The organism is Arthrobacter sp. NPDC058127 (assembly GCF_042884555.1).
Classification (GTDB): domain Bacteria; phylum Actinomycetota; class Actinomycetes; order Actinomycetales; family Micrococcaceae; genus Arthrobacter.
Genome location: NZ_JBHVTT010000018.1, coordinates 62,333 through 76,059 on the forward strand (window position 1 = coordinate 62,333; position 13,727 = coordinate 76,059).

Below are 13,727 nucleotides of genomic sequence, written 5' to 3' on the forward strand. Positions count from 1 at the left end.
TTTGGGTTACAAGCCTTCCTATGCCAAGACCGTCAAAAGAACCGGTCCCCGGGACATCGCGCTGACTGAATACTCCTCCAGCATCCTGTCCATGATCGCGAGCGGCCGGGCGACGTCGCGCGCCGACCTCGCGCGCACCCTGAACCTTGCCCCATCCACCATCACCATCAAGGTGAACGAGCTGATGGAAGCCGGGCTCATCAGCGAGAGCGGCTCAGGTTCGGCGACCGGAGGCCGGAGGCCAACGCTCCTGGAACTGGTCCCGGATGCGGGGTTCATCCTGGCGGCGGATTTGGGCGCCCATCATTTGTGGGTCGGCAAGCTGAACCTCTCAGGCAATCTGCTTGTCTCCGAAATCAGGACCATCGACATCAACGACGGCCCCGAAGTGGTTCTGCCCCAGGCCGCCGCGATGATGCGTGCCCTGAGCGATCCGGCCGTCGACCCTCCGCTGCGCGGCGTAGGGATGTCCTTGCCCGGACCGGTCAACTTTGCCTTGGGTGCGCTCGACTCGCCGTCCAGAATGCGCGGCTGGCACGAGTTCAAGGTCCGGAACTGGCTTGCCGAGGAATTCGGGACTTTGGCGGTAGTGGACAACGACGCCAACATGATGGCTTTGGGTGAGCACACGCTGCGCCAGCGGGAATCACCCGATTCCAAAGTCCGGCAGAACACGCTGTTCCTCAAAGCAGGGGCCGCGATCGGCTGCGGGCTCATCATTGACGGACAGGTCTACCGGGGCGCCACGGGAGCGGCCGGAGACATCGCCCACGTGCAGATCCCGGCCGCGGGCGATGCGCCATGCTCTTGCGGCAACCGCGGCTGCCTGGAGACGGTGGCCAGCGGGTCCGCCATCATCCGCGACCTGGCCGCCGTCGGGATCGATGCCGCGGACGTCAACGACATCGTCCTGCAGGTCAACAACGGCGACCCGCACACCACGACGCGAGTCCGCACTGCGGGCCGGATTTTGGGGCAGACCCTCAGCATCGTGGTGAATTTCGTGAACCCGGATGTGGTGGTGCTGGGCGGCGGACTTTCCCAATTGGAGCCGTATGTCGCCGCTGTGCGCTCGCAGCTCTACGAAAGCTGCCACCCGCTCGCCACCAAGAACATCGTGATCGAAGCCTCGCTCGCCGGTTCGCAAGCAGGCCTGCTAGGCGCGGGGCAGCTATGCCTGCGCACCGTGCTGGCCTCGTGAACATTCGGCCCGTCCGACGGAGGAACCATGAAGATTGAAATATGCGTGCAGGACCTGGACGGTGTTCGCTGTGCCATCGAAGCCGGCGCGGACCGCGTCGAGCTCTGTTCAGCGCTTGAGGCCGGCGGCCTTACCCCGAGCGCCGGCCTCGTTGAGGCAGCCGCTGGGCTCGCGCGCGACGCCGGTCGCCAGGATTTCGTCCACGTGCTCATCCGCCCGCGGCCGGGTGGCTTTGTCTATACACCTACCGAGATCGAGGTCATGAGGCGGGATGTCCGGCAGTCGCTTTCCCTCGGTGCCGACGGGGTCGTCGTCGGATTACTGACCGCGTCGGGCGACGTCGACGTCGCTGGCGCCGGGGCGCTGATCGATGCCGCGGGCGGGACCTTCGTCACGTTCCACCGCGCGGTGGATGCGGCCCGGGATCCGCTTCAAGCAGTGGACGACGCCGCCCGGCTGGGTGCGCAGCGCATTCTCACCTCGGGTGCAGCCCGGGCCGCTGGCGACGGTATTGACATGCTCAAACGCATGGTTGCGGCCCTCCCCACTGACGTTTCCGTCATGGCCGGCGGCGGCGTCACTGAGCGGGCCATACCCGCGCTTTTGGCCACGGGAATCCGTGACATACACTTCTCTGGCCGTAAGCTCATGGTCGATTCCGCTCCGTCCGGGCCAGGCGGCGGGGATGGGATACGCTCAGTCACGCATCCGGCCACAGTGGAGCGGATGGTCAAGGCGATGCGCACAGCGGAGGCAATGACGCACATGCGCTGATTTTTGCCACATTGTGGGGAATAGCAGCCGCATGGTGTATGTTGCACATTCGCCAGCAAATATACAAGAGAAGAGATAACCCCAGGTGGCAACCGATTACGACGAACTCCGCTCCGACGTCGCGGAATCCCAAAGCACGTCACTTCAGGCCCTGCAGTCTGCCAATGCTCCGGACGCCCGCAGCGTTGTACGGGAGCTGGACGAAGCCGATGCTTTTGAAGGCAACGAGGTACCAGGCGGCGAATTCGTGGCCGAGGAACTGATCATTGCGGTCGTTCCCCAGAAGGAAGACGAGTTCACGTGCTACTCGTGTTTCCTCGTCCGTCACCGCTCCCAGATTGCCCGTGAAAAGAACGGCCACGCCTACTGCGTAGAGTGCGAGGGCTGAGCCTCTGAGGCTCAGATCCGTCCCTCACAGTCCCGTCCCCGAGAGTTGCGTTCATCACAGGGGATTCAAGCGCTTCTTCTTGGCGAGCTTTTCATAGCGGGCCTCGGAGTCCGCGGCTCGCTGCTCTTCGGCAGCGAGCAGGGGGCCATAAGGCGAGTTGTCCTCCACCGATCCGCCGGTATCGTTTGCGAGGCGGAGCAGCACCGAGCGGCTCACGACGCTGTCCTGGTGCTCTCCTAGGATCTTCTGGATCTTCTGGGCGTTACGCGCCAGCTTCACGGCGGGCTTCCCATGAACGTCTTGCAATGCTTCGGCTGCATGGCGCAGGCGTTTGGCGTCTTTGCGGACCTGATGCAGTGCCGCGTCGTTTTCGTCGCCGCTGTTCCGGGCCACTGCCTTCTGGGACCGGCGCAACCGTTTGATCGCTTTTCCGGCCAGCTTGGCCGTGACGGGACGGGCCTTCTTCCCGGCACGAGGCCTTACGGGAGGCTCGTCGCGGAACTCCTCAAGCGCGTCCAGGAGCCGGAAATACCGTTTCGTTCCCAAGGAGCGGAGCATCTGGCGATACCCGGAGTTGAAGGCGGCCTCGAGTTCGTCATTGATCTTGGTGGCAGCTGGGGCGGGTACCAAGCCGTCGGGTTGCTCATTCATCAGTTCCCCGATCCGGTCGCGCAGCACCTCGGCATCCCGGGCCTTGCCCAGGACCTTGCTCAGCCATTTCAGTTCGGCCTTGAGCTGATCCCCGGCGTCGGCGTCGAAGAGCTTGCCATACGTGGACAAGGTCGAGCGCAGCCTGCGGGTGGCCGAGCGCATGCGGTGAACGGCGTCGTCGAGGCCTTGCCGGACTCCGGAGTCCAGTGCGGTGATTTCGGCGATCTGCGCGGCAACGTAGGCAACTATTGCGTCTCCGGCAGAACCCTTCGGACGGGCTTTTGGTGGCGTCGGCACAGCGGCTGGCCAGGCCGTTCCGAATGCGCGGGCAAGCTTGGAAGCATGCCCTGAGGGGGTTGCGCCGGCCCCTGACAAGACGCGCTCCGCACTCTCGAACAGCGCTTCATCGCCGTGGACCAGCTCGATTTCCCATTCCCGCCATCGCCTCTCCAATTGCCTTGGGTGCAAGGTCTCGGCTGTCACGTGGTCATCCACGAAGTCGGCCAGGGTGACGTCTTCGCTTCCGTGCAGGCGATGCAAAGTGCGGCGGGTATGGATCCGGGCCACGGGCCTGAGCTCTTCGCCGCGGGTGAAGACGATGAGCCTCTCCGCCAGTTCCTCGGGGACGATCTCGGGCTGCCCCAGCGGCGCCTGGATCTCCACACGGGTGTCCCGGTCTGCGGGCAGTTTCAGGTGCCATCCTGAATCGGTGCCGCCGGTGCGGCGCCGCAAGGTGATGCGGTGCCTGGCAAGGGTCAGCCCGTCCGTGTCGAAGTAGACGGCCTCGAGTTGATGATCCGCAGGGTCTGCGACCTGTTCGACGCCGGTGATGTCCACGAACGCGGGAAGCGGCGTTTCCAAGTCGGCGTCGTACTTGCGTTCTGTTTCCACGGATTCCTGGGTCGACATGTCGTTTCCCGTCCTTCTCGTAGCTGCTCGCACCTATAGGCATCCTCCCACCAGGCCTCCTGCAGGAAAAGACCGGGCCAAAGCATCTCCAGCGGGTCCCTTGCGGGCGCGGCGATCTGGAGAAGAATGTGGGCATGACTTCGACGCCGAGCCTCGGTCCGTTTGTTGATGGCTTCACTGATGGCTTCACTGGGGATGCTTCGTGAGCGCGTTCGTGCTCGTGCCCGGAGCAGGCGGCTCAGCCTGGTATTGGAGCCGCGTCGTCCCCCTCTTGCAGGAGGCAGGCCACGATGCTGTCGCCGTCGATCTGCCCGGCGACGACGAAAATGCGGGCCTGCCCGAATACGCGCGCCTGGTTGGGGCCGCTATCAGTGGCCGGAACAACGTCGTGCTTGTAGCGCAATCGCTTGGCGGTTTCACGGCACCCATGGTGGGAGCCCGGACCGGCGTCGCAGAGATCGTCTTCGTCAACGCGATGATTCCCAACCCGGGTGAGACCCCCGGAGCATGGTGGGACAACACGGGCTGGGAGGACGCGCGCAAGCGTGCTGCCGCGGCCGGCGGTTACAGCGCGGAGTTCGATGTGAACGAGTACTTCCTGCATGACGTTCCGCCGGAGCTTGCGGCCGAGGGGGAACCATACCAGCGCCCCGAGGCCAACGCAGTCTTCGCGTCGAGCTGCGAATTCGTGGAGTGGCCGGCAGTTCCCATCAGGGTGCTCAGCGGTGAGGGGGACCGGTTTTTCCCGCTCGAGTTCCAGCGCACGGTCGCACGCGATCGCTTAGGCATTGAGCCGGATGTCCTGCCTGGCGGGCATCTCCTTGGGCTGTCGAATCCGGTTGGGGTTGCGGATTATCTCTTGCGCCGATGAACTTTTTACAACCCCGGTCCTTCGATTCCCTAGACCGGAGTCGGCCCAAGCCCTAAGATCGCTCTGACGGCACCAGCCCTGGCTGATCGATGTCCGTCGCGGTCTCACCCTTAAGCGTGAGCGCCGGGTCCGTTCCGCGACTCCTGGGTCTCCGAACGGGCCCGGTCGACCTCCGTCCGGCTACTCAATGGCGATGCTGATGCGGCGCGCTCAGTGTCCGAAGGCACCAACTTCGCGATAGTTAGAGAGTAATTACTCGTAGATGGTGACTGTGGCCTTCCAACGGAGGATGCTTGATTGTTGGGAGGGAAAATCATGACACGAGATGTGACTCATTTCGAGCGACTTTCGGCGTGGACCGAAAACGACATGAAGCCAGCCGTCGGCAAGTTGTTGCGCGGTGATGGTTTGCCTGCCGATGCCCGGGAAAGCAACCATCCCTCGCCCTTGGATTTCCAGATCCCCCAGGAACTGGACCGCGCCTTGGAGTCGGCTTCACAGACGCTCAGCCTCACGCCCAGCGAGATCCTGCGCGAGGCCCTGTCTGAATGGCTGGGCACTCACGGACAGCCGGCCACGGGCCACCATCCGTTCGGGAAGCACACCGCGCTGTAGGGTCGGCCAGGCTGCGGGTCGAGGAGCTGCAGCCGCTACTGGAGGCTGCCCTGGGCAGCGTCTCCGTGCTGTGCGGAGCGGAATGGCGACGCCGCAAGGAACACAGCAGCCGCCACGAATCCCGCGAGAGCGATCCACAGCGTCGGCTGGTACCCGATTGATACGGCGAGCAGGCCACCGGTGGGTGCGCCGACCACAATCATGGCCCGTGGACTCGAACTATCCATGGGGTTTCAGCGTCCGTTCACGGGCAGGCTGAAGCCGATAGAGCGGACACTTGTGGCGACGCCGCCCACCCGGGGACTGGGCGCCCATGGCCAGTCCCCGGGTATGCAATGCAAACTGCTCTTAGCCGCCGCAGTACTTGCTGTAGTTGGCGCCCGCGTTCTGGTAATCGTTCTTCAGGGCGTTGAGCTTCGCCGTATCCGGGTTGTCCTTGGAAGACTCGTCCAGGTAGTCCACAAGCGTCTTCAGGGTGGGCTTCAGCTCATCCGAGGACACGGCTTCGATCGGGCGGAGCTGGTTCGCTACCCGGATGGTTCCCGTTTTGTCCGTGGTGTTCGTGGGGTTCGAGATGACGGTCTTGACCCGGCTGCAGGTGTCCGCGGTGCTCAGCTGCTGCGGTGCGGAGCAGGCTGAAGCGGAGAGGACGAGCCCGGCCGCGAGCAGGGCTGTGGTGATTTTCTTCATGGTTCCCTCAGTAGTTGCTGACGTTTGATTGTAAGCAGACCGGGCGTGGCGCCCAATGCAGGCTTGGCCAGCGGAAGGGTCTATTGCGTGCATCCTAGGGCCTGATGGTCACAAGGGAGGGGCCCCTTGGCCGTCTGGCCGCGGAACCCCTCCAGTGTTTGAGGCGCGCTGGATCAGCGCTCAGGAAGGGCCTTGGTCCCCTCGATCTGCACGGCCTGCAGTTTGTTCGGATCCAGGCCAAGGGTCTTCAGGATGGTCGGGGCAATCTGGGTCGTCTCGACGGTGCTGGTCACTGTCCGGGCGTGTTCGTCATTTGCGCCGGAGACCACGAGCGGCACATCGCGGTCGTCCGCGCTGGCTCCGCCGTGTTCGGCGATCTTGGCCTTGCCGCCGGTGTAGACCACGCCCGTCTGGGCGATGCCCAAGATGTCCGGGTAGCGTGCGTCGCTGGTTTGGGTGCCGAAGTAGTTCGCAACCTCGCTGCCCGCGTAGATCTTGCTCAACCCCGAGGTTGCCACGGTCTTGGCAGCACCGTTGACGTCGTTACCGGCGGCCGAATGCCCTGCCAGGTAGTCCTTGGCGAACTGCGCAGCTGCCTGCGAGTGGTCCGAAAGCCACAGCTGCATGATGTCGTCGTCGGTGGAGAACGCAACGAGGTCTGCGGAGCCCGGGTGTGCGGACTTCCACGCGGCGTTCAGGCCGTCGATGATTGCGCTGTCAGGGACCCTCGTCAATGTCGACGAGTCCATCGGTGACTGGCCGTGCTTGGCAGAAAGGATCACTGTGGTGTCCTTTGCGTGGCCGGAAGCGGCCAGTGCGGACTCGAACTTCCCCACGGAAGCGTTGACGAAGTCCAGGGCTTTGCTCAGGAGCGGCCCGGGAACGGTGCCGCCCTGAAGGTAGCCGCCGGTCAGGCCGTCCGACGTCGGGAGCTTCTGAGCCGTCGACACGGCCTGGAAGTTCATCCCGAAGATGCCCGGTACTGCGGCCGTCTTGGTGCCGGAGTGGTCCTTGCCGTCGATTTCGTTCACCACGGCCTGGACCTTGTAGCCGTCGTACTGCTGGGTTGCGGCGTTGTCCTTGGTCCAGTCGCCATTGAAGGGAGCGGGGGCAATGCTGTTGATCTCAGGAGTGAACAGGTCATCCAGGCCCTTGCCCGAAGGGCCGTTCAGGATTTCGTATGCAGGGTGCTTGTCCGACCACGCCGTGGTCAGGCCAGAGCTCTTCGCCACCTCGAAGACCGTATTGACCTTCAAGTACTGGTGCGGATAGACCGGCTTGCACGTCGCCGGGTCAACCGGGAGGGCGGCCGGGTCGAGGAGAGCGCCGGGCTGTCCCGTCATGTTCAGGATGCTGGCCGGAAGCCCGGCCAGGCCTTGGCCGGCGTCGAGGGCGTTCTGGTCCTTGTCGGCGGCTTCGGTGAAGGCCACTTCGGCGCCGGGCGCCGTGTTCTTGCAGTCCGTTGTGCCGGCTGGCAGGAGTGCCCTGTTGAAGGTGTCGTCATAGTAGACGCCGGTGGTCCCGGGATTTCCACCGGTCAGCTGGCCGACCATGCCGGGGAAGGAGTCCGAAGGCACGGGAGTCTGGGCATGCGTGTAGCTGGTGCCGTGGTTTACCAGCGACGCCAGTGCCGACGTCGGGTGGTTCTTCACGTACAAATCCAGGTCCTTCTGGTGGAGGCCATCCACCGACAGCAGCAGGACATGCTTCGATGTTTCGCCCTGGCCGCCCTGGCCCTTGTTGCTGTCTGATTCCTGCTGGCCCTGGACGTCCTGGACCTCCTGGCCGCGTGAAGCGTCGTCGGCAATCGCCGGCGCCACCGCGGATCCGGCCATGAGCACGGCCCCCAGGACCGCTGCTGTGGCAAGCCCGTTTTTCTTGGCTGTCTTCATCAAAGTAAGACCCTTCGCTATTGCGTTCTTATCGATCGAAAATGCGTCCCCGGATGATTCTTGTTGCGGGGAGGGACTCCGTCTTGCCAATTGGGCCCAACCGCGGAAACGTTCACGACAGGTTCAATTGCGGGTAGCCGAACTCTTCCGAAACTCACAGGAAGCCCGCGTACCCCCGCGGGTGGCCGGGGGTACGCGGGCTTCTGTTGTCGGTACGGTCCCTAGGAGGACGTCGCGCTGAATTGGCTCCCGCGTGATTCGTCCGCGTCCTCGGGGCTCCAAGCCGGTGGTTGGAAGTGCGCTCCGCCGAACATGGGGTAGGACAGGATTCCTTGTTGGTCCTGGAGCTGCGCCCACGGCCTGTTGATGCCGAGTGTGCCGTAGCGCCGGACCTGCGTGACCCGGTCGAGGTCAAGGACGGCGAAGAGGATTTCTTCGCCTCCCCTCGCTTGCTGCATGATGGTGCCTTCCGGGTCCACGATGACGCTTTCCCCCACTGCGGACGGGTCGGCGCCGTTGACGTTGACCACGTACACCTGGTTTGCGAAGGCGTTGGCCCGTGACATCACGATTTCCATTTCCCTGTCCCGGGTTGTGGTCAGGGTGGGCTGGATGATGACTTCTGCTCCAAGCCATGCCAGCTGCCGGGATACTTCCGGAAAGCTCCCGTCGAAGCAGATGGCGAGACCCACCCGTCCGCGGTCAGGGATGTCGAAAGTCACGAACGAGTCGCCGGGCGTGGTGGTTTCGAACGGGCGCCAGGGAAAGAGCTTCCGGTATCGGGCCACGATCTCGCCGTCGGGGGAAACCGCGATTGCGGTGTTGTACGTGTTTCCTCCATCCGTTTCAAGGAGGGAACCGGGCACGAGCCAGACCCCCAGACGGCGGGCCAGTTCGGAAATGCGGGCGGTGAGCTGACTCGGGATGGGTCCGGCGGAACGCGTCTCGCCGTCCGGGTCCGGGATCAGGAATTGCCCGGGTGCAGCGAGAAGCAGTTCGGGTGCGACGATGACGTCGACTTCGGGGCCCAGGATTTTGGCGGTCTCCGCCTGGGCGGCGAACCGTTCCCAGGTTGCTTCGACGTCGTAGGGAACGGGCTTCGTTTGGATTGCCGCAATGGAAAGAACTCGCATTTATGCCTCGGTTTCGCTGCTCAGGATGGCTTGCAATTCGTTTCGGGTGGAGAAGTTTCCCCGGGCGATCGTTTGCCCGGAAAAGTACGCACGGAGTTTGGGACGGATGATTCCAATGACCACGACACCCAGGGCCAGGGCGCCGATTCCGATCCAGAAGACGGTTCCGATGCCCATCCAGGACATCCCGGCGTATTCAGGGGACAACATGTCAATGGCGCTGTATATGAAAGCCCCCATCATCAAGAGCGCACCAAGGCCGGGCAGGATGCCTTTGAGCCAGAGGGAAGAGGCCGAGGCGCGCATCTGGGGAGCAAAGTACACAACACAGGCCAGGGCCGTTGCGGCGTAGTATGCGGCGATCATCAGGCCGACCGAAAGAATTGCCAAGCCGATGAAGTCGGCACTGATTGACGCCAGCGCCACGGTCACGCCAATGCTCAGGAATGCCCACCACGTGATTGACCTTGTTGGGGTCCCCCTGGATGCGTGCATTTTCGTCGTCGCTGCCGGCAGCGCGCCGTAGGTGCCCATGCTGAGCCAGGACCTGGGGTTGCTGATTGCTACGGTCATCAGCGCCGCCAATGCCGAGAGACCAACGGCGAGGATGATGACTTGCCCGAAGAGGCCACCCGTTGCCTGGGGGCCAAGGACTGACAGGACGTCCGAGACGGTTGTGGGATCCGTGATTCCTTTGGTCCCGGCAAATCCAACGGCAGCTGTTGCAGTCACGACGTAGAAGAGCAGCAGGATCACCGTGGTGATGACCACGGCCCGCCCGGGGGTGCCTTTGCGGTCAGTAGTTTCTTCATTCACGGCTATGAGAGCGTCCCAGCCCCAATAGATGAAGAGGCACAGAATGACACCGTGGACCAGCCCCGAGAGATCGCCGGAGGCAAAGGGATTGAACCAGTCCAGGACCGGCGTTTCCGCACCGGTTACTGAACTGCCGGCGGCCATCGCGATAAAGGCTCCAATGCAGAACCCGCCCAGGGCAATCAGTTGCAAGGCAATCAAGGCGTACTGGAGCCATGCGGAAAGTTCGATTCCCCGGGCTGCCACAACAGCGCTGAGGGCGATCAGCCCGCAGGCAATGGCGACGACGATTACCGGTTGGGAGGCCGCCCATCCAAGTCCCAGAAAGGTCAGGAGGTACGTCGTGGCAACCTGGGCCAGGGCCGCGCTGGCGATGAAGGTGGCGACCTGTGGTACCCAACCGCCGAAAAACCAGCCGGCCCACGGCCCGAACACCCGTGAGATCCACACGAAGACTCCGCCGCAGTCGGGCATTTCCCTATTGAGGTCCCGGAACGCGAATGCCGTGAACAAGATGGGGAGGAACCCTAGAAGGAACGCGGCGGGCGTGCTCGTTCCCACTGCCAGGACAACGAAACCGAGGGTTACGGCAAGGCTGTAGGCAGGTGCAACCGCGGCAAGTCCCAGTGCCACTGTGGGGCCGATGCCGATCGATCCGGCCTTCAGTCCTTTGGTGGCAGCGAGGGACGGAGGGGCGGGGGACTGAGGGGCGAGGGGCGGTGCGGTCGGAGGTGGAAGGTGGTGCGACATGGCGACTCCCTATCGAATCGAAGCTATTTGAATCACATTCAAATTTGAATGCCATTCAATACTCGATTAGGCTGGCTGTCAATGGGCGTCGAAGCAGGGGGATGGCAATGACAGGTCTCAGCAAGAGGGAAGTACGCCGCCGGGAGATCGCTGCAGCGGCGCTGGCCGTGGCCGCTCGTGACGGTGCAGAAGGCGCGACTCTGCGTGCAATTGCAGCGGAGGCAGGTATGGCCGCCAACGCCGTCCTGTACTACTACGGGAGCCTCGCCGACATTACGGCCGCTGCGGTCAAGGCCTCCTCCGACCGCCTTCTTGAGAAATTGTCGGAGGCCGTAAGTGCCGACATGAGCCCGACTGTCCGCCTCGCCGCGGTTATTCGGGCTGGAACCACCGCGGGGCTGGACGATGATGTCTCCCGGATACTCTACGAATACTGGCCCCATTCGCTCAGGGACGCGGAGCACCGGCGGATACAAGGGGAACTCACCAGCGCCCAACAGCTCATCTACGAAAGGGTCATTGCCGAGGGAATAGAGGCCGGCGAGTTCTTTCCGGTTCTTGCCCCGGCCAAGATCGCACGCACCCTCGTGGCCCAGGAGGACGGCCTCGTCATGGACGTGCTGGCCGGCAATGCCAGCAGTGACGACGTGCTGGACTTGATCGCGAGCCTCGCCGCGGCCCTTCTGGGGGTCGACAGGGACGCGCTACTGGACAGGAATTCTGAAACTCACCGGGAAGGACTCGGCGCGGGCGTCCCGATCATAGACGCGGGCGGCGCCGGGAAGGGGGCCGTCGGGTAGAGCCCGGCGACCTGCGTCATGTAGTTGGCCCATTGCGGCCCGGCCAGCATGTAGCCATCGATGGCCGTGTAGAACTTGCCGTTGATCGTGACGTTCTGTCCCGCCCGGCTCTGTCCTGCCATGGTGTCGCCGAAGAAGGACGCTGTGGCGAGCCCGGTGGTGTATCCGACCACCCAGGTGGAGCCGTTGCTGTTGTTCGTTCCCGTCTTTGCCGCGGTAGGGAACAAGTCCTGGACTTTCGGTTGAATGTAGATGCCGGATCCCCGTTTCAGGACGTCCTGGAGCACGGAGTTGACGCCGCGGGCAACCTCGGGCTTGATGGCCGGGTGGCATGAACTGGCTTGGGCGGGCAGCTTCGCGCCGGATGGATCCGTGATGCCCGTAATGGCGATCGGCCCGCAGTACCTGCCGTCATTGGCGAAAGTGGCAAAGGCGTCGGCCATCACGAGCGGCGATACCTCGGTGCCGCCGAGGAGGTTGCCCAGTTGGTGCATGTTCACGGGTGCGTTGTCCACACCACTGTGGAGACCCACGGCATCCACCACCCTCTGGATGCCGCAGAAGTCCAGTTGGGTCGCCTCGGCAAAGGTTGCGGTGTTGATCGAGTTGTAGAGTCCGTAGTTGACGGGCATCGGGCGGTAGTATCCCTCATCGTTGTTGCGGAGATCGTCCGCTGTGCCAAGGCCGGCGATCTTCTGGGCTGTGCTGTATCCGCCCAGCACCCTCCCGCAGCTGTCCCTCCAAGGGAATCCCAGTGGATAGACCCTTCGCGACGCGTCCACCACTGTGGTCATGGACTTGCCTTCGTTGAGCCACTCCGTGAAAGTGAACGGCTTCATGGCGGAACCTGGCTGGAAACCGCCGGCTCCGTTGAGGTCATTGCCGTTGGCGTCCTTGGAATCAACGTTGAAGTTCAGCTGCGTGTCGAACTTCCCGGGCTCTGGAAGGAACACTGTGTTCTGTGCCATGGCCAGGATCTTGCCTGTGCCGGGCTGCACTGAGACCAAGGATGCGCCCCATTTATCCGGGTTCGCCCCCGCCGTTGCATCGACCTGTTGCTGTGCTACTGCCTGCAGGCGGCTGTCCAAAGAGGTGGTGATGGTCAAGCCGCCGCGGTACAGAAGCTGTTCCCGGTCCGTGACGGTAGCACCGTAGGCCGGATCATTCAGGATCAGATGGGAGATGTAGTCGCAGAAGTACGCAGCCATGTTTGCGGCGGCACAGCCTTGCCTCCCGGGCGTAATGGTGAGCTTGAGGGGAGTGGCGACGGCGGCCGCGTACGCTGCTTGCTGGATCTTGTGCTGGGCGAGCATATCGGCCAATACCAGGTTGCGCCGCTTGATGGCATTGTCCGGATGGATGGAGGGGTCGTAGAAGCTGGGGCTGTTGACCAGGCCGGCGAGCAACGCCGCTTGTGGAAGGCTGAGGTCCTTGGCGGACACGCTGAAGAAGTGCTGCGCTGCGGCTTCGATGCCGTACGCGTCCCGATTGAAGAACACGATGTTCAGGTAGCCCTCCAGGATCTGGTCCTTCGTGAATTTCTTCTCGAGTTCGACCGCGAGCTTCATTTCGCGCACCTTGTCACCCAGGGTTTTCTGGCCGCTGAGCACCACCTGTCCGGTCTGGCCTGCCGCCAAACGGGACTCGTTCAGTACGTTGGTCACGTACTGCTGCGTCAAGGTCGACGCACCCTCGTTGGTGCCCTTGGTGAAATTGGACGCTAACGCCCGGAGAATCCCTTGGGGGTCGATGCCGCCGTGCTCGTAGAAACGGCTGTCCTCGACGGCGACAATCGCGTCCTTGATGTAGGGCGACATCTGGTCCAGGCTGACCTTTACCCGGTTCTCGGCATAAAAGGTGGCGATCGTCTTTCCGTCTGCGCTGAGCACCTTGGTGGACTGTGACGGCGAGTTGACCACCAGATCACCCGGGAGGTTGTCGAAGTACTGGATCGAACCGCTCACGGCCATGCCGGCCGAGGCCACGCCCGGGACTACCAGCCCGGCGGCCAATACACCACAGACCGCACTCACCAGGAAGAATCCCAAGACCCTTCGCAGGACCCTGGCCAAACCACTTTTCGGGTTGTTTTTCCGAGCCATTTTTCCAGCTATCAACCGTGCGTGATTTCAGATTACGCCGCCATTCCACCCGTCACATAGGCCCCAAAATCCGTGGCGACACGCCCGCTGCGGTTATGTTCGTCACTTCGCCCGCGCGCTGACCGTGTCCGGCGA

General features: G+C 63.3%; 13 protein-coding genes. 6 read left to right on the forward strand and 7 right to left on the reverse strand.

The genetic code is table 11. The annotated features are described in order from the left end of the window. The first annotated feature begins 1 nt into the window (after position 1). The 3 genes from ACFVTG_RS19610 (at position 2) to ACFVTG_RS19620 (ending at position 2,363) form a co-directional block, all read left to right on the forward strand. Entirely contained in the window at positions 2–1,201 is a 1,200-nt protein-coding gene (locus tag ACFVTG_RS19610) for an ROK family transcriptional regulator (RefSeq protein ID WP_284753696.1), read from the forward strand. A 27-nt stretch (positions 1,202–1,228) separates the two neighbouring features. Then, the gene (locus ACFVTG_RS19615) at positions 1,229–1,975 is read left to right on the forward strand and encodes a copper homeostasis protein CutC (protein ID WP_390282538.1); all 747 of its coding nucleotides are present in this window, start codon (positions 1,229–1,231) and stop codon (positions 1,973–1,975) included. Positions 1,976–2,060: 85 nt separating this feature from the next. Further along, positions 2,061–2,363, forward strand: a complete 303-nt coding sequence (locus tag ACFVTG_RS19620; protein ID WP_059389433.1) for a DUF4193 domain-containing protein — start codon at positions 2,061–2,063, stop codon at positions 2,361–2,363. 54 nt (positions 2,364–2,417) lie between these two features. Here the strand turns inward: ACFVTG_RS19620 and ACFVTG_RS19625 are convergent, their stop codons facing one another. After that, positions 2,418–3,923 (reverse strand): CHAD domain-containing protein, encoded by a 1,506-nt coding sequence (locus tag ACFVTG_RS19625; RefSeq protein WP_390282540.1) that lies wholly within the window; start codon positions 3,921–3,923, stop codon positions 2,418–2,420. Between the two features lie 202 nt (positions 3,924–4,125). Between ACFVTG_RS19625 and ACFVTG_RS19630 the strand changes: the two genes are divergently transcribed. Together ACFVTG_RS19630 and ACFVTG_RS19635 are read left to right on the forward strand one after the other, a co-directional pair. Beyond that, complete coding sequence (locus ACFVTG_RS19630; RefSeq protein WP_390282541.1) at positions 4,126–4,794, forward strand: alpha/beta fold hydrolase; 669 nt, start codon at positions 4,126–4,128, stop codon at positions 4,792–4,794. A gap of 315 nt (positions 4,795–5,109) precedes the next feature. Beyond that, the gene (locus tag ACFVTG_RS19635) at positions 5,110–5,409 is read left to right on the forward strand and encodes a hypothetical protein (protein ID WP_284753700.1); all 300 of its coding nucleotides are present in this window, start codon (positions 5,110–5,112) and stop codon (positions 5,407–5,409) included. A 35-nt stretch (positions 5,410–5,444) separates the two neighbouring features. Here ACFVTG_RS19635 and ACFVTG_RS19640 read toward each other — a convergent pair whose 3' ends face one another. The 5 genes from ACFVTG_RS19640 to ACFVTG_RS19660 form a co-directional block, all read right to left on the reverse strand. After that, a complete protein-coding gene (locus ACFVTG_RS19640) occupies positions 5,445–5,636 on the reverse strand; it encodes a hypothetical protein (protein WP_390282542.1) in 192 nt (63 codons plus the stop codon). Between the two features lie 121 nt (positions 5,637–5,757). Further along, positions 5,758–6,099, reverse strand: a complete 342-nt coding sequence (locus ACFVTG_RS19645) for a hypothetical protein (RefSeq protein WP_284753703.1) — start codon at positions 6,097–6,099, stop codon at positions 5,758–5,760. Between the two features lie 173 nt (positions 6,100–6,272). Next, the gene (locus ACFVTG_RS19650) at positions 6,273–7,991 is read right to left on the reverse strand and encodes an alkaline phosphatase family protein (protein ID WP_390282543.1); all 1,719 of its coding nucleotides are present in this window, start codon (positions 7,989–7,991) and stop codon (positions 6,273–6,275) included. Between the two features lie 221 nt (positions 7,992–8,212). Beyond that, positions 8,213–9,124, reverse strand: coding sequence for a carbon-nitrogen hydrolase family protein (locus ACFVTG_RS19655; RefSeq protein WP_390282544.1), 912 nt, complete (start codon positions 9,122–9,124; stop codon positions 8,213–8,215). Further along, entirely contained in the window at positions 9,125–10,690 is a 1,566-nt protein-coding gene (locus tag ACFVTG_RS19660; protein WP_390282545.1) for an APC family permease, read from the reverse strand. A gap of 107 nt (positions 10,691–10,797) precedes the next feature. On the opposite strand from ACFVTG_RS19660, the gene ACFVTG_RS19665 reads away from it, so the two are divergent. Continuing rightward, entirely contained in the window at positions 10,798–11,490 is a 693-nt protein-coding gene (locus ACFVTG_RS19665) for a TetR family transcriptional regulator C-terminal domain-containing protein (RefSeq protein ID WP_284753710.1), read from the forward strand. On the opposite strand, the gene ACFVTG_RS19670 is transcribed toward ACFVTG_RS19665, so the two are convergent. Then, on the reverse strand, positions 11,418–13,592 hold the full coding sequence (locus ACFVTG_RS19670; protein ID WP_390282547.1) for a transglycosylase domain-containing protein: 2,175 nt from the start codon (positions 13,590–13,592) through the stop codon (positions 11,418–11,420). The genes ACFVTG_RS19665 and ACFVTG_RS19670 overlap by 73 nt on opposite strands. Positions 13,593–13,727: the final 135 nt, after the last annotated feature.